Annotated in this window: 14 protein-coding genes; 11 read left to right on the forward strand and 3 right to left on the reverse strand. The window is 60.3% G+C overall.

Annotated elements, in window-relative coordinates; translation table 11 throughout:
• Positions 1–235 precede the first annotated feature (235 nt).
• A complete protein-coding gene (locus tag ACW4TB_RS13470; protein WP_012312884.1) occupies positions 236–1,480 on the forward strand; it encodes an MFS transporter in 1,245 nt (414 codons plus the stop codon).
• 17 nt (positions 1,481–1,497) lie between these two features.
• Here the strand turns inward: ACW4TB_RS13470 and ACW4TB_RS13475 are convergent, their stop codons facing one another.
• Both ACW4TB_RS13475 and ACW4TB_RS13480 read right to left on the reverse strand, forming a co-directional pair.
• Positions 1,498–3,045 carry an AmpG family muropeptide MFS transporter gene (locus tag ACW4TB_RS13475; RefSeq protein WP_012312885.1) on the reverse strand — a complete coding sequence of 516 codons (1,548 nt, stop codon included), beginning with the start codon at positions 3,043–3,045 and terminating at the stop codon, positions 1,498–1,500.
• Between the two features lie 43 nt (positions 3,046–3,088).
• Positions 3,089–3,442 carry an MGMT family protein gene (locus ACW4TB_RS13480; RefSeq protein WP_279929444.1) on the reverse strand — a complete coding sequence of 118 codons (354 nt, stop codon included), beginning with the start codon at positions 3,440–3,442 and terminating at the stop codon, positions 3,089–3,091.
• A 179-nt stretch (positions 3,443–3,621) separates the two neighbouring features.
• Here ACW4TB_RS13480 and ACW4TB_RS13485 point away from each other — a divergent pair, with 179 nt between their 5' ends.
• The 10 genes from ACW4TB_RS13485 (at position 3,622) to ACW4TB_RS13530 (ending at position 12,107) form a co-directional block, all read left to right on the forward strand.
• A complete protein-coding gene (locus ACW4TB_RS13485) occupies positions 3,622–4,605 on the forward strand; it encodes a DUF481 domain-containing protein (protein WP_455842998.1) in 984 nt (327 codons plus the stop codon).
• 148 nt (positions 4,606–4,753) lie between these two features.
• Positions 4,754–5,485 carry a HugZ family pyridoxamine 5'-phosphate oxidase gene (locus ACW4TB_RS13490; RefSeq protein ID WP_012312888.1) on the forward strand — a complete coding sequence of 244 codons (732 nt, stop codon included), beginning with the start codon at positions 4,754–4,756 and terminating at the stop codon, positions 5,483–5,485.
• 66 nt (positions 5,486–5,551) lie between these two features.
• On the forward strand, positions 5,552–6,013 hold the full coding sequence (locus ACW4TB_RS13495; RefSeq protein WP_012312889.1) for an FxsA family protein: 462 nt from the start codon (positions 5,552–5,554) through the stop codon (positions 6,011–6,013).
• Between the two features lie 240 nt (positions 6,014–6,253).
• Positions 6,254–6,547, forward strand: coding sequence for a co-chaperone GroES (locus tag ACW4TB_RS13500; RefSeq protein WP_009395550.1), 294 nt, complete (start codon positions 6,254–6,256; stop codon positions 6,545–6,547).
• Between the two features lie 48 nt (positions 6,548–6,595).
• Entirely contained in the window at positions 6,596–8,236 is a 1,641-nt protein-coding gene (gene groL, locus ACW4TB_RS13505; protein WP_012312890.1) for a chaperonin GroEL, read from the forward strand.
• Positions 8,237–8,403: 167 nt separating this feature from the next.
• The gene (colR, locus tag ACW4TB_RS13510) at positions 8,404–9,087 is read left to right on the forward strand and encodes a two-component system response regulator ColR (RefSeq protein WP_003255215.1); all 684 of its coding nucleotides are present in this window, start codon (positions 8,404–8,406) and stop codon (positions 9,085–9,087) included.
• Complete coding sequence (locus ACW4TB_RS13515) at positions 9,077–10,387, forward strand: sensor histidine kinase (RefSeq protein WP_012312891.1); 1,311 nt, start codon at positions 9,077–9,079, stop codon at positions 10,385–10,387. Before colR ends, ACW4TB_RS13515 begins: the two co-directional genes overlap by 11 nt.
• A 107-nt stretch (positions 10,388–10,494) precedes the next feature.
• Positions 10,495–11,175, forward strand: a complete 681-nt coding sequence (locus tag ACW4TB_RS13520; RefSeq protein ID WP_254467189.1) for a class I SAM-dependent methyltransferase — start codon at positions 10,495–10,497, stop codon at positions 11,173–11,175.
• 6 nt (positions 11,176–11,181) lie between these two features.
• Positions 11,182–11,880, forward strand: a complete 699-nt coding sequence (locus ACW4TB_RS13525; protein WP_012312893.1) for a lipopolysaccharide kinase InaA family protein — start codon at positions 11,182–11,184, stop codon at positions 11,878–11,880.
• Positions 11,880–12,107, forward strand: coding sequence for a hypothetical protein (locus ACW4TB_RS13530; protein WP_012312894.1), 228 nt, complete (start codon positions 11,880–11,882; stop codon positions 12,105–12,107). Before ACW4TB_RS13525 ends, ACW4TB_RS13530 begins: the two co-directional genes overlap by 1 nt.
• A 62-nt stretch (positions 12,108–12,169) precedes the next feature.
• Here ACW4TB_RS13530 and ACW4TB_RS13535 read toward each other — a convergent pair whose 3' ends face one another.
• Positions 12,170–15,214: a multidrug efflux RND transporter permease subunit gene (locus ACW4TB_RS13535; protein WP_455828376.1), complete on the reverse strand. Its 3,045-nt coding sequence runs from the start codon at positions 15,212–15,214 to the stop codon at positions 12,170–12,172.
• Positions 15,215–15,225 lie beyond the last annotated feature (11 nt).

The raw sequence follows: 15,225 nt of genomic DNA on the forward strand, positions 1-15,225 counted from the left end.
CTGATGAAGAAGAAGGAGGAATACGTAAGCAGAACGGCCTAAAGACCGTTGTTTTCAACCATAGAATCTCCCACAGGTAATGCACTGCGCCTGATGCTTGCAGTGAGCTTGTGAGAGCCGGCATGCCGGCGATTGGGGCGCGCAGCGGCCCCTTGTCGTTACACTTGTTCACAGCCAAGCCGCGTCATTTCTGGCATATAGCCTGACCCCACCTGCCTCTGCACCGATATCCACCATGAAACCATTGCTGTACATCACCCCTCTCAGAGCCCTGTTGTTCGGCCTGACCCTGGCCTTGTTCGAACTGCTGACCTACCTGGCCAGCGACGCCGTCATGCCGGCCATGCCGGTGGTGGTCGACCATCTGAACGCCAGCCCCGAATACATCCCGCACGCGTTGAACCTGTACCTGCTCGGTGGTGTGGTACTGCAGTGGCTGATCGGCCCGCTGGCCGACCGTTATGGCCGTCGTCCGCTGCTGCTGGCCGGTTGCGCGCTCTTTGGTGCGGCTTGCCTGGCCACCTATTGGGTGCAGGACATTGGCCTTTTCAACCTGCTGCGGCTATTGCAGGGTATCGGCCTGGGTTTTGTGGTGACAGTCAGCTACCCGGCCTTGAACGAAGCGTTCAGCGAGGCCGATGCGGTGCGGATGATGGCATTGCTGGCCAATATTGCCTTGCTGTCGCCACTGCTCGGCCCGCTGGTGGGTACCCTGATGTTGCAATGGCTGGACTGGCGCTGGCTGTTCGTGGCGTTCGCCGTTGGCGCTGTGTTGGTGTGGGGCCTGCTCTACCGCTTGATGCCCGAGACCTTGGGCGTGGAGCGGCGTGACGGCTCACGCCTGGCGTTCACACCGATCCAGCTGCTGCCGCTACTGGCGGGCTATGGCCAGCTGCTGGCCAACCGGCGTTTCGTCGCCGGCAGCGCGGCTTTGGGCCTGGTGGGGCTGCCGCTGATCGGCTGGATCGGCCTCTCACCCGTGTTGCTTATCCACGATGAGGGGCTCAGCACGATGGAATACGCCCTGTGGCAGTTGCCGGTATTCGGAGGGCTGATCCTCGGCAACCTGATCATCAACCGTATCGCTGACCGCTATCCGTTGCCGGCGCTGGTGCGCGGTGCGCTGTGGCCATACCTGGCAGGTTTGTGCCTGATGGTGCTGGCCACCTGGTACTGGCCCACCGTGACCAGCGTGGTGGCGGGCATGTCGCTGTATGCCCTGGGCCTGGGCGTAGCCAATGCGGTGCTGTACCGCATGACGCTGTTCTCCAGCGATCAGAGCAAAGGTTTGGTGTCTGCGATGCTGGGGATGATCACCATTGCCTTGCTGGGTTTGGGTGGAGCGCTGATGGCGATGATCGGAGCAGGTGCGAGCTTGATGCACTTTGCCCTGGCGGCAGGTGTAGCGGGGGCGCTGGCGCTCTGGCCGCTGTGGTTTGTGGTAGGTAGCCGGCCTGATGAGGGGGCTGTCGCTCAGTAGCGATTGCACTGGCCCCCTCAGGGCTGCTCGGTCGCCGAGTTCTCCACAGGTGCCTGTTTCCCGCGGCCCGCTTCCTGTCGCCATTGCAAGGCGATCAGGATCAAGGTCGGTACACCCAGCAGTGCGGTGATCAGGAAGAAGTCGTGATAACCGAACTTCTCGACAATCACCCCCGAATAGCCGCCGATCAGGCGTGGCAACAGCAGCATGATCGAGCTGAGAAGGGCATATTGCGTGGCCGAGAACTTCAGGTTGGTCAGGCTCGACAGGTAGGCGACGAATGCCGATGTCGCCAGGCCCGAGCTGAAGTTGTCCAGCGAAATGGTCACCACCAGCATTTGAAGGTTCGGACCCATGTCGGCCAGCATCAGGAAAAGGATGTTGGTGCCCGCCGAGGCCGCCCCGCCGATGAACAGTATCGGCAGTATGCCGAAACGCACGATCAGCAGCCCACCTGCACCTGCGCCCACCAAGGTCATGATCAGGCCGAAGATCTTGCTGACGCTGGCAATCTGATCCTTGGTGAAGCCCATGTCGATGTAGAACACGTTGGCCATGACGCCCATCACCGTGTCCGACATCCGATAGGTGGCGATCAGGCCCAGCAGCAGCAGGGCCTGCCAGCGATAGCGGGTGATGAAGTCGTTGACTGGCGTCAGCACTGGCGCCAGGCCGCGACGGCCCATGCTCGACAGGCACGCCCAGCTCAGCAGCACATAGAGGATAAGACGCAGGAAGGCGCGGTCTTCGAGCAGCAGGTCCAGTGGTGTGGCATTGCCGAAGATGACGCTGGCCCAGTCGGTGTTGAACAGCTGGGTGAAGCTTGCCGGTACCGACACCAGCAGGATGATAAGCACAAACACCGAGGCCAGCTGGTGAATAAGCCCGTAGCGCGCTGCCGACAACTGGGTGCGCAATGGCACGGGAGGTTCGCGCATCACCAGCGTGGTAAACAGCGCAGGCAGCATCATCACGCCGAACAGTACGTAAGTGCCGGCCCAGGCTTTGTGCAAGTAGCTGAAACCGGTGGAGCCGAACCATTCGGCAAAGAACAGAGCGCCAGCGGTGGCGAGCAGCGCAGCGATCCGGTAACCGGCCATGTAGCTTGCGGCCAGGGCGGCCTGGCGTTGATCGTCGGCGATCTCCAGGCGATAGGCATCGACGGCGATGTCCTGGGTGGCAGACGCGAACGCGACCAGCACGGCCAAAGCGATCAGCCACGACAGATGTTGCTGAGGGTCACACAGGCTCATGCCCACCAGGCCGATCACCACCAGTGCCTGTGACAGCAACAGCCACGAGCGCCGGCGACCCAGCCCACCCAGCAGTGGCAACCGCCACTGATCGAGCAACGGCGACCATACCCATTTGAAGGCATAGGCAAGGCCGATCAGGCTGGCATAGCCAATGGTTTCGCGCGCCACGCCAGCTTCGCGCAGCCACACCGACAGGGTCGAAAACACCAGCATATAGGGCAGACCGGCAGCAAAGCCGAGCAGCAGAAGCACCAGGGTTGACGGGCTGGCATAGGCAGCGAGCGCAGCGCGCCAGGTTTTACGGGGCATGGGCCAACATCTGCCTCAACTTTGCGAAAACAAAACGCGCACTCTAACCGCTGTGCTCCATTGGGCGCCAGCCATGACGCATCATATCCACACGATTATTGGCTACATTCACGCCCTCCGCACGCAGTCGCGCCCTTTGTTCATCACCCGAAGGAGTCCCCAGCGCCAGGCTCAGACGACCGCCGGCACCCAGTACACGGTGCCACGGTAGACGGGTGTCCGCAGGGAGCTGACCAAGGGTCTTTCCAACCCAACGTGCCGCTCGGCCAAGCCCTGCCAATTCGGCGAGTTGGCCGTAGCTGACCACCTTGCCTTCTGGCACCTGGCCCAGCACGGAATACAGCGCCGTTCGTCGGGCCTCGGGCGTTTCCAGCGCGTGCCCATGTGCCTCAGACATCCCGGCAGCCCTGGCCTCTAGTGAAACCGGACCAGTGGTCACGGCAAATGTGTATTGAACTCAACAGCATTATGGTGGGTCATTCCTTGCTCTGGTCGTCGGCATCCGGATAATGCCCGGCTTTTTCGTCTAATCGAACCCGTACCCCGCTTATGCATTCTAGATCCTTGTTGTGCCTGTTGACCGCTTCCCTGTGCGCTGCTCCTGCGTTCGCCGACACCGTGTGGATGAAGAACGGGGACCGGTTGAGCGGTAAGATTCGCGTCTTTGACGGTGGCAAGCTGCTGCTGGAGACCCCATACGGTGGTTCTGTCTCGCTGGACTGGAAACAGGTCCAGACCCTGGAGAGCGACCAGGAGCTGCTGGTCAAGCAGGACGCCTACAACGGCGAACGGGCCAAGTCGTTGAAGGCCGCCGAGCCTGGCAAGGTGACCCTGGCCAACGGTGAGACGCCCAAGACTGTAGAACTTGCCAGCATCGAGCAGATCATGAAGCCCAAGCCTGTGGTCGAGGACCTGGTGTGGAAAGGTAATGTCGATGCCGCGCTGGACTACAAACGTGCCGAGAACGATACCGACGACTATGACATCGGCTTCAAGACCACGGCCCGCCATGGCCGCTGGCGGCACAACGCTGAAGGTGAGTACAACCGCGAGACCAAGGACGACGTCACCACGGCCAACAACTGGAGCGCAGAGTACGCGCTCGATCGCTTCATCACCGAGAAGTGGTTCTGGCAGGGGCGTCTTGAGTACAAGCGTGATCACATCGAGGATCTGGCGCGCCAGCGCACCGTGGGTACCGGCCCCGGTTACCAGTTCTGGGATGACGAACTGGGCGCGTTCTCGCTTGGCTCACTGATCAACCGCACCGACTTCGAATACCAGGATGGCGGCAAGGACAACTTCTACTCGGCAGCTGTGAAGTGGGACTACACCCGTTACCTGATCGGCAAGAATGTCCAGCTGTTCACCAATGGCGAGTTCGCCAAGCCTTTGGGGGGCGTTGCCGACTATTCGCTGGATGCCGAGGTGGGCCTGCGCTACAAAGTGACCGAATGGGCCTCGCTCAACCTCAAGGCAGAAAAAGACATCATCACTGGCACGCGTGAGAGTGACCTGGACAAAACGCGCTATACCGCAGGCTTCGGTGTGACCTGGTGATAGGTCAGCTTCAAGCTGCAAGCGAAAGCTAGTGGCAGGGCGCCTCGCTCCTGCTTTTTCTTGCAGCTTGCAGCTTGCAGCTTGCAGCTTGAAGCTTGAAGCTAACAGGTAGCTTGCAACCCAATAGCTACCTGTCGAGGAGTCAGACGTGAGTCAAAAGGCCATCCGCCCCGCCCGGGAACTGCTGCTCAAGGAGTACCGCGGTGTACTCTCGACCCATTCCAAGTCCATGCCCGGCTTCCCGTTCGGGTCGGTGGTACCTTACTGCCTGGATGCCGAAGGCAACCCGCTGATCCTCATCAGTCGCATCGCCCAGCACACCCACAACCTGCAGAAAGACCCGAAGTGCTCCTTGCTGGTGGGGGAGCGGGAAGCCGAGGATGTGCAGGCCGTTGGCCGCCTGACCATCATGGCCGAGGCCCACAAACTGGTCGATGAGGCTACCGTCGACGCCGCTGCCGAACGCTATTACCGTTACTTCCCCGATGCCGCCAACTATCACAAGGCGCACGATTTCGATTTCTGGGTGCTTCAGCCGGTGCGCCATCGTTACATAGGTGGCTTCGGTGCGATCCACTGGCTCGACCAAGTGACGTTGGCCAACCCCTTCGCCGGCAAGGCGGAGGCCAGCATGATCGAGCACATGAACAGCGACCATGCCAACGCCATCGCCCACTACGTCGAACTGAGCGACTTGCCGTGCAGCGCGCCAGCACAGATGGTTGGCATCGACAGCGAAGGCATGCACCTGCGCATAGGCCAAGGTATCCATTGGCTAGCTTTCCCAAGCAATTGCAATACGCCGACACAAGTTCGCGAAGCCTTGGTTTTGCTGGCGCGCGCCGACCAATGGCCGGCCGCGACAGAAATCGAAGCTTGAAAAACCGAGCGCACGCATCCATCTGATGGTCTTAAAGGAAGATAGTCTTCCGTCGAGGAATCCTTGATGCGTGTTTTTCTACTGCTGTTTCTGCTTTTCCCTGTGCTGGAGTTGTTCGTCTTCGTCAAGGTCAGCGCAGCCATCGGTTTCTTCCCGGCGTTGCTGTTGATCATCGCAGGTTCCGCTTTGGGTGTGCTGGTAATGCGTGTGGCTGGCCTGGCCACCGCCTTGCGTGCCCGTGAGAGCCTGCAGCGTGGCGAACTGCCCGCCGAGGACATGTTCCAGGGCCTGATGCTGGCGGTGGGTGGTGGCCTGCTGCTGCTCCCGGGCTTCATCAGTGACGTGCTGGGCCTGCTCTGCCTGCTGCCCTTCACCCGCCACCTTGCCGCGCGCAAGATGCGTCAGCGTGCCGAGGCCCAGGCCATGCGCCAGCGGGCGTTTCAGGATGACCCCTTTCAGGCACAGCCGCGCGACAGCGGCCACCGGCCCAATGTGATCGAAGGCGAATACGAGCGTCGCGACAAGTAGACATCCTGGGGCCGCTTTGCGGCCCCAAGCTTTTCTGCTCGTTGAAAAAATTTCTGTAGCAAGCCTTGTAATTGATCATGCCGGCCTCATGTATGTGGTCACCGCAAGGTTTCTGGTGGCAACACCAGACAATACACAGGTGGTTCGCCCGTCGCGGGCCACCCCCGGCAACGCCGGACCGCATCAACCCGCCGGTGTCGACACCGGCCGATGAAAACCACAAATTGGGAGAGATCGACAATGAAGCTTCGTCCTCTGCATGACCGCGTAGTCATCCGTCGCAGCGAAGAAGAATCGAAAACCGCTGGCGGTATCGTCCTGCCGGGTTCGGCCGCTGAAAAACCAAACCGTGGCGAAGTTGTCGCCGTCGGCACCGGTCGCATCCTGGACAACGGCGAAGTACGTGCGCTGGCCGTCAAAGTGGGTGACAAAGTGGTTTTCGGCCCTTACTCGGGCAGCAACACCGTGAAAGTCGATGGCGAAGACCTGCTGGTAATGAGCGAGAACGAAATCCTCGCCGTTGTCGAAGGCTGATTTCCCCGACTTCCCGTTACTCCAAAGAATTTCAAGGATTAAACGATCATGGCTGCTAAAGACGTAAAATTCGGCGATTCCGCCCGTAAAAAAATGCTGGTTGGCGTCAACGTTCTGGCTGACGCGGTAAAAGCGACCCTGGGCCCGAAAGGCCGCAACGTGGTTCTGGCCAAGAGCTTCGGCGCGCCGACCATCACCAAGGACGGCGTTTCCGTCGCCAAAGAAATCGAGCTCAAAGACGCCTTCGAGAACATGGGCGCCCAGTTGGTCAAGGAAGTCGCTTCCAAGGCCAACGATGCTGCCGGTGACGGCACCACCACCGCGACCGTTCTGGCTCAGGCCATCGTCAACGAAGGCCTGAAGGCCGTCGCTGCCGGCATGAACCCGATGGACCTCAAGCGCGGCATCGACAAGGCCACCGCTGCCGTCGTCGCCGAGCTGAAAAACCTGTCCAAGCCATGCGCCGACTCCAAGGCAATCGCTCAGGTTGGCACCATCTCCGCCAACTCCGACAACTCCATCGGCGAAATCATCGCTGAAGCCATGGAAAAAGTCGGCAAAGAAGGCGTGATCACCGTTGAAGAAGGCTCGGGCCTGGAAAACGAACTGTCCGTCGTAGAAGGCATGCAGTTCGATCGCGGCTACCTGTCGCCTTACTTCGTCAACAAGCCGGACACCATGGTTGCCGAGCTGGAAAGCCCGCTGCTGCTGCTGGTTGACAAGAAAATCTCCAACATTCGTGAGCTGCTGCCAGTTCTGGAAGCCGTTGCCAAGGCCGGCCGCCCACTGCTGATCGTTGCTGAAGACGTCGAAGGCGAAGCTCTGGCTACCCTGGTCGTCAACAACATGCGCGGTATCGTCAAGGTTGCTGCAGTCAAGGCACCAGGTTTTGGCGACCGTCGCAAGGCCATGCTGCAGGACATCGCCGTCCTGACCGGCGGCCAGGTGATCTCCGAAGAAATCGGCCTGACCCTGGAAACCACTACCCTGGAGCACCTGGGTAACGCCAAGCGCGTTATCCTGTCCAAGGAAAACACCACCATCATCGACGGTGCTGGCGTTGACGCCGACATCGAAGCACGCGTCAAGCAGATCCGTGCTCAGATCGAAGAAACCTCTTCGGACTACGACCGTGAGAAGCTGCAAGAGCGCCTGGCTAAGCTGGCTGGCGGTGTTGCCGTGATCAAGGTCGGTGCTGGCACCGAAGTTGAAATGAAAGAGAAGAAAGCCCGCGTTGAAGACGCCCTGCACGCTACCCGTGCAGCCGTCGAAGAAGGCGTGGTGCCTGGCGGTGGTGTTGCCCTGGTTCGCGCTCTGGCCGCCATTGTCGACCTCAAAGGCGACAACGAAGACCAGAACGTCGGTATCGCCCTGCTGCGTCGCGCTGTTGAAGCGCCGCTGCGCCAGATCACTGCCAACGCCGGCGATGAGCCAAGCGTTGTGGCCGACAAGGTCAAGCAAGGTTCGGGTAACTACGGCTACAACGCTGCTACCGGCGAATACGGCGACATGATCGAGATGGGTATCCTTGACCCAGCCAAGGTCACCCGTTCGGCCCTGCAAGCAGCTGCTTCGATCGGCGGTCTGATGATCACCACCGAAGCCATGGTTGCAGATCTGCCGGAAGACAAGCCAGCTGGCGGCATGCCAGACATGGGCGGCATGGGCGGTATGGGCGGCATGATGTAAGCCAGCCTCACCCCCCTGTAACAGGAAAAAGCCCCGATTCGTGAGAATCGGGGCTTTTTCGTTTGCGTCAACTTCGCTGAATTTCTACCAGCACTGGCACTGTCCGGGCGATGGCCTTAAGCTGCGCCTGCCGCGCACCACAGCGAAGCGCCGCACAGGAGAACCCGATGCGCATTCTTTTGGTTGAAGACAACCGCGATATCCTTGCCAACCTGGCTGATTATCTGGGCATGAAGGGCTACACCGTCGACTGCGCCCAGGACGGCCTGTCAGGTTTGCACCTGGCTGCCACCGAGCATTACGACCTTATCGTGCTCGATATCATGCTGCCTGGAATCGACGGTTACACCCTGTGCAAGCGCCTGCGCGAGGATGCCCGTCGCGATACGCCAGTGATCATGCTGACCGCCCGCGACCAACTCGACGACCGCCTGCAGGGCTTCCGCTCCGGCGCCGACGATTACCTGCTCAAACCGTTCGCCCTGTCCGAACTCGCCGCGCGCATCGAAGCCGTGCTGCGTCGCGCCCAGGGTGGCGGGCGGCGCACCCTGCAGGTTGCCGACCTGAGCTACGACCTTGATACCCTCGAAGTCACCCGCCAGGGGCGCTTGCTCAAGCTCAACCCTGTCGGCCTCAAGCTGCTCGCCGTGCTGATGCAGAAAAGCCCCCACGTGTTGCGCCGCGAGGTACTGGAAGAGGCGTTGTGGGGTGATGATTGCCCCGACAGCGACAGCTTGCGCAGCCATGTACACCAGCTGCGCCAAGTAATCGACAAACCGTTCGAAAAGCCGTTGCTGCATACCGTCCATGGCGTCGGCTATCGCCTCGCCGAGGGTCGCGATGGAGTTTAAGCAAAGCCTGGCGCAGCGCATCATCATCGCGTTTGCGCTGATGAGCGCGCTGGTGGCTGGGGCGTTCGCCTTCGGTATCGTCGCCACTGTCCATCTGGTTGAAGAGCGCTTGATCTCCTCGGTGCTGGGCGGCGACCTGCAGCGTCTGTTGCGTATGGACAGCATCAGTGACTGGAGCCATCGGCCGCGCCCTGACCAGTTGTTCTACTTCAGCGGTGGGCGCGATGACTTCGAGCTGCCAAAAGACTTGCGCCACCTCGATGCAGGCTTTCATGAGGTATTCCGTGACCAGCTTTCCTACCACGCAATGGTGGAAATCGTAGACGGCCGACATTACGTATTGCTGCAGGACCAGAGCGATTTCGAAGAGCGCGAACGGGTACTGTTCGCCGTCGTCGTGGTGGGTTTTGTGCTCAGCCTGGTCCTGGCAGTGTTTCTCGGCTGGCTGCTGGCGCGACGAGTGATGGCACCGGTGATCCGCCTGGCGCGGCAAGTACGCCATCGTGATCAGCTGCTTGGCCTGGCACCGCCCTTGGCACCCGATTACGCAGCCGATGAAGTCGGCCAGCTAGCAGTGGCCTTCGACGATACGCTTGGCCGTTTGCGCGATGCACTGACCCGCGAGCGTCTGTTCACCAGTGATGTCAGCCACGAATTGCGCACGCCGCTGATGGTTCTGGCCACCTCCTGCGAGCTGTTGATCGAAAACCCCAGTCTGGATAGCCGCTCACGTAGCCAGGTTGAGCGCATCGCCCGGGCTACCGAAGAAATGCGTGAGTTGGTCAAAACCTTCCTGATGCTCGCCCGTGCCCAGCGTGACCAGGGTGCCGTGGCCTCCCAAGCGACGCTGCGCGAGGTGGCCGACGATCTGATTGGCGTATGGCGCGATACCATCGAGCAGAAAGGGCTGACGCTGTACTTCGATGGCCGCGTCAGTGCAGGACCGCTGCTGTATAACGCGACGTTCCTGCAATCGGTGATGGGCAACCTTTTGCGCAACGCTGCGCACTACACCGACAGTGGTTACATCCGCCTGAGTCTTGAAGCCAATGGGTTCAGCGTCGAAGACAGCGGGGTCGGCATTCCGGAGGAGCAGCGCGAAGCGATGTTCAAACCCTTCGTGCGTGGTGATGAGCGACGTGGCGAAGGTCTGGGCCTTGGCTTATCGCTGGTACAACGGATCTGTGACGATCAGGGATGGCGCGTTACGCTGACCTCTACAGCCCCCCATGGTTGCCGCTTTCAGGTGGACTTGAGCCAAAGCGCTGAAAAGTCCGATCCGTCAAAGCTGTGCGAGTAAATTGCTGGGCTATATTCCTTTAGGGATAACACTTTTTTCACATTGGTATGACCTGTTTCCTACGCCGTGTTCCTTAAGGTGCTTGCAATGGAGCCAGGAGATGCCCAATGCGTAGCCCTATCAAACTCGAATTTTCCAAGAAGTACGACCAGCAGCATGCTCGGGAGTATTTTCTCAAGCACCAAGATGGTCTGGCACGTCGCCTTTCCCATAAGCGCGATGAGCAATTGGCCCGTCGCGCCTTGGCGCTGGCCGGAGAACCGGGGTTGGTGCTGGACCTGCCTTGCGGCGCGGGCCGTTTCTGGCCGCTGCTGGCAGAAAAACCCAACAGGGTGATCATCGGTGCCGACAATTCCGAGGCAATGATCGAGACAGCCTGTGCGGCACAACCGCCAGAGGTGGTAGCGCGGGTACGCCCTTTGCAAACGTCAGCGTTCGCCATCGACTTGCCGGACAACTCGGTCGACAGCATTTTCTGCATGCGCTTGTTTCACCACATCGGCGAGGCGGCCCACAGGAAAACGATTCTTTCGGAGTTTCAAAGGGTTAGCCGGGACAGCGTAATCCTGTCATTGTGGGTGGATGGAAACTTCAAGGCCTGGCGGCGTCAAAAGCTCGAGCTACGGCGCAGTGCCAAAGCGGAGCCGGGCAGCTACCAGAATCGTTTCGTGTTACCGGCAGAGACAGTCGAAGAAGAATTCAAGGCCGCCGGCTTCAGAATCCAGGAACGCCTCGATTTCCTGCCGTTCTATGCCATGTGGCGGGTCTATGTATTGCGTAAGGGGTAGTGTTTGATGGCTGTAGCCCAAAGCGGGGAGTCACGCTTCGATTATTACTGGCGTCAGCAGGGCGAATGGGTCGAGGAACCGAATCAGCGCCGTGGTGGTGAAAGTGGCGTGCAACGCCTTAACGATGCCGATGGCAAGTTGCTGTATGCCAAGCGCCAGGTCGGGCACATCTACCGCAGCCTGTTGCACCCATTCGGCAGGCCGACGGTGCTGCGTGAGCTCGACGCGCTGAACAGCTTCGAGCAATTGGGCGTGCGTGTCCCGCGCATTGTATTTTGCGGGGCCGAGCGCGATGCCGACCGCCAATGGCGTGCACTGCTGGTCAGCGAAGCGCTCGATGGTTTCATCGAACTCGATGCCTGGCATGCCCAAGGGGCGCGCGAGCATTACCCGCAAGTGGTGCATGAACGCATGCTCAAGGAGTTGGCTGACAACCTGGCACGCATGCACCTGGGCCATTGGCAGCATGGTTGCCTGTATGGCAAGCACGTCTTCGTCAAGGTGATCGGCGAGGGCGAACAGGCTAGTGTTGAAGTGGCATTGCTCGATCTGGAGAAGTGCCGCCGCCGTATCAGCTGCCAGCGCGCGGCGGGTAATGACCTGCGTCAGTTGCGCCGCCATTCGTCGCTAAATGACGCGGAATGGCAATCATTGCTCTACTTTTACCAGATGGCGTTTGGCAGCGCTGTCAAAGGGTTAGGGTAATGAAACTAGAAATCGCTCGAGCTTTGTTTCTGATAGCCGGCTTGGCTGTGACCACCGTGGCGGTCGCTGCCTGGGAAGAGCCGCGGCCCGTGGTGTTCAGCAAGGCTGAACAGGCAGAACAATGCGCGTTGCCCAGGGACGTGAAGCAGCAGATTCAGGCCCAGCCGGACCAAGATTTGCTGTTGCTTCTGTTCGGGCTGCGGCAAGGCTTGCGGCCTGTAGGCTAAGCCTGCTTTTAGACCAAGAGGCCCCGCTATTGCGGGGCCTTTGCTTTCTCGAGTTGGCCAGCTCATGCAACAACAGGTTCCGTCGGCGCTGTCTTGTGCGCCAACAGGGTGTAAATACACGGCAGCACAAACAAGGTAAACAAGGTCCCGATCGACATCCCCGTCGCAATCACCGTACCGATGTCAAAACGGCTCACCGCCCCGGCCCCGGTCGCCAGAATCAGCGGCACCATGCCAAATACCATTGCGGCGGTGGTCATCAGCACCGGGCGTAGGCGAATGGCCGCAGCTTCCTCGATAGCGTCCCTTGCGCTCAGCCCTTTTTCCTCACGCAACTGGTTGGCGAACTCGACGATCAGGATACCGTGCTTGCTGATCAGCCCGATCAGCGTCACCAACCCGACCTGGGTGTAGATGTTCATGCTGGAGACACCTAGGAACAGCGGCAACAGCGCCCCGCAGATCGACAGCGGTACCGTCACCAGAATCACCAGCGGGTCGCGGAAGCTTTCAAACTGTGCCGCCAGTACCAGGAAGATGATCGCCAGCGCCAGGCCGAAGGTCACCCACAGCGCGCTGCCTTCCTGTATGTACTGCCGTGCCGCGCCGGCGTAGTCGAAGGAGAACCCGTCCGGCGCCTGCTCGGCAGCAATATCCCGTACCGTCTGCAAGGCTTCTCCGATGCTGACCAAAGGCACACCCTGGATGATCGCCGAATTCAGTTGCTGGAACTGGTTGAGCTGGCGCGGGCGTGCTCGGTCGCTAAGGGTGATCAGGGTCGACAGTGGCAGCAGTTGGCCCTGGTCGTTCTTGACGTAATAGCTGTTGAGCCAGCCGGCGTTGTCGCGGTAGGGCCGTTCGACCTGGGCGATGACTTTGTAGCTGCGGCCTTCGAGGGTGAAGCGGTTGATTTCCCCCTCGCCCAGCAAGGTCGCCAGGGTGCCGCCAAGGACGTCCATGGATACACCCATCTGCGCAGCCTTGGCGCGGTCGATGTCGACTACCACCTCGGGCTTGTCGAACGCCAGGTCGATGTCGAGGAAGGCAAATTTGCCCGATGCCTGGGCGCGTTCCTTGACCCGTTGGGCAACCTCCAGCAGCGCCGGGTAATCACCTGCGGTATTGATGACGAACTGGAACGGCAGGCCTTCGCCGGTCCCCGGCAGTGACGGCAGGTTGAAGCCGAAGATCTGCAGGCCGCTGATATTGTCGAGTTTGGCCTGTACCAGGGGCAGCAACTCCATTTGCGTGCGGTCGCGCTCGTTCCAAGGCTTGAGCAGGAAACCTCCGATGCCGCTCTGCACGCCGTTGAATCCGTTGATCTGGAACGACGAGTAGTATTCGGGAAAGGCCTTGAACAATGGGGTGAACTGGTCGGTGTAGGCATTGAGGTAGTCGAGGTTCGCTGGTTGTGGCGAGCTGCTGATCATGAAAATGACCCCCTGATCCTCGTTCGGTGCCAGCTCGTTCTGGGTGAACTTGAGCAGCACCGGGATCAGGCACAGGATGATCACAGCGAAAACCAGCACCACCGGGCGGCTGTTCAGGGTGCTGTGCAGCAGGCGCTGGTAGCGGCCCTTGATCCGCTCGAACAGCACGTCAAGGCGATGGGCCAGCCCGCTGGCATTGTGCTCCCGACGCAACAGCAGGGCACACATCATCGGCGACAGGGTAAGGGCGACGACGCCAGAGATGATCACCGCCCCTGCCAGGGTCAGGGCGAACTCCTTGAACAAGGCGCCGGTGAGCCCGGTCAGGAAGCCGATAGGTGCGTAAACCGCGGCCAGGGTGATGGTCATCGACACCACTGGCATGGCGATTTCTCGCGCACCTTCCAGCGCGGCGTCCAACGGCGATTTGCCTTCTTCCATGTGCCGGTGGATGTTTTCCACCACGACGATGGCATCGTCCACTACCAGGCCGATGGCCAGTACCATTGCCAGCAGGGTTAGCAGGTTGAGCGAATAGCCCATCATCTGCATGAAGAACAGCACCCCGATCATCGACAGTGGGATGGTCACCACCGGGATCAGTATCGAGCGCAGTGCGCCGAGGAATAAAAATACCACCACGATGACGATCAGCACCGCTTCGCCAAGGGTCTTGACCACTTCGTCGATCGAGGCCTGGATGAACAGCGTGGCGTCATAGGCAATCGACCCCTTGAGCGCGGACGGCAACTGGCTTTCCAGCTCCGGCATGATGCGGCGTACTTCCTTGATCACCTCCAGCGGGTTGGCGGCCGGGGTGGCCTTGATGCCGATGTAGACCGAAGGCGTGCCATCGAACGAGCTGACGGTGTCGTAATTTTCCGCTCCCATCTCGACCCGTGCCACATCACCGAGCAAGACCCGGCTGTCGCCGGAGGTCTTGAGGGGCAATGCGGCAAAAGCCTCGGCCGACTTCAGTTCGGTGTTGGCGTTGATGCTGGTGACCACGTATTCGCCCTTCACCTCACCAGCGGCGGCGAGAAAGTTGTAGCGGCGTACGGCGCTGGTCACGTCAGTGGCGGCAAGGCCGAATGCTGCCAGTTTGACCGGGTCGATCCAGATGCGCATGGCGAACACCTGGTTGCCGAGGATCTCGGCCTCGGCCATGCCCGGCAAGGTTGCAAGTTTCGGCTGGATGACCCGTGACAGGTAGTCGGTGATCTGCGGGTTGCTCATTTCCTTGCTGTAAAAGCTGATGTACATCAGCGCCGAGGCATCTGCGGCTTCTTTGCTCAATACCGGGTCTTCTGCGTCTTGCGGCAGCTGGTTGCGTACTTCGTTGGCCTTGGCCAGCAATTCGGTGAACAGGCGGTCGCTGTCGGCGCCGATACGCGCATAGATGGAGATGATCGAGAAGTTCTGCCGGCTCACCGAGGTCATGTAGTCGATGCCTTCGGCGCTGGCAAGGCTCTGCTGCAGCGGTTGGGTGATGTAGCCCTGGATGGTTTCGGCATTGGCTCCCGGGTAGGCGGTGGTCACCGTGATCAGGGCGTTTTCCATCTGCGGGTACTGGCGGATCTGCAGCTTGTTCCAGGCCTGAAAACCCAGCAGGAGGATCAGCAGGCTGACCACGCTGGCCAGCACCGGGCGGCGGATGAACGGGTCGGTGAACGCCATGCCTGCCTCCT

The sequence above is a fragment of the Lelliottia jeotgali genome (assembly GCF_977070485.1).

What these genes read in the sequence shown, in the direction of transcription:
- ACW4TB_RS13470 (WP_012312884.1), top strand. Translation starts at nt 236, where the DNA reads ATGAAACCATTGCTGTACATCACCCCTCTCAGAGCCCTGTTGTTCGGC.
- ACW4TB_RS13475 (WP_012312885.1), bottom strand. Translation starts at nt 3,045, where the DNA reads ATGCCCCGTAAAACCTGGCGCGCTGCGCTCGCTGCCTATGCCAGCCCG.
- ACW4TB_RS13480 (WP_279929444.1), bottom strand. Translation starts at nt 3,442, where the DNA reads ATGTCTGAGGCACATGGGCACGCGCTGGAAACGCCCGAGGCCCGACGA.
- ACW4TB_RS13495 (WP_012312889.1), top strand. Translation starts at nt 5,552, where the DNA reads ATGCGTGTTTTTCTACTGCTGTTTCTGCTTTTCCCTGTGCTGGAGTTG.
- ACW4TB_RS13500 (WP_009395550.1), top strand. Translation starts at nt 6,254, where the DNA reads ATGAAGCTTCGTCCTCTGCATGACCGCGTAGTCATCCGTCGCAGCGAA.
- groL (WP_012312890.1), top strand. Translation starts at nt 6,596, where the DNA reads ATGGCTGCTAAAGACGTAAAATTCGGCGATTCCGCCCGTAAAAAAATG.
- colR (WP_003255215.1), top strand. Translation starts at nt 8,404, where the DNA reads ATGCGCATTCTTTTGGTTGAAGACAACCGCGATATCCTTGCCAACCTG.
- ACW4TB_RS13515 (WP_012312891.1), top strand. Translation starts at nt 9,077, where the DNA reads ATGGAGTTTAAGCAAAGCCTGGCGCAGCGCATCATCATCGCGTTTGCG.
- ACW4TB_RS13520 (WP_254467189.1), top strand. Translation starts at nt 10,495, where the DNA reads ATGCGTAGCCCTATCAAACTCGAATTTTCCAAGAAGTACGACCAGCAG.
- ACW4TB_RS13525 (WP_012312893.1), top strand. Translation starts at nt 11,182, where the DNA reads ATGGCTGTAGCCCAAAGCGGGGAGTCACGCTTCGATTATTACTGGCGT.
- ACW4TB_RS13530 (WP_012312894.1), top strand. Translation starts at nt 11,880, where the DNA reads ATGAAACTAGAAATCGCTCGAGCTTTGTTTCTGATAGCCGGCTTGGCT.
- ACW4TB_RS13535 (WP_455828376.1), bottom strand. Translation starts at nt 15,214, where the DNA reads ATGGCGTTCACCGACCCGTTCATCCGCCGCCCGGTGCTGGCCAGCGTG.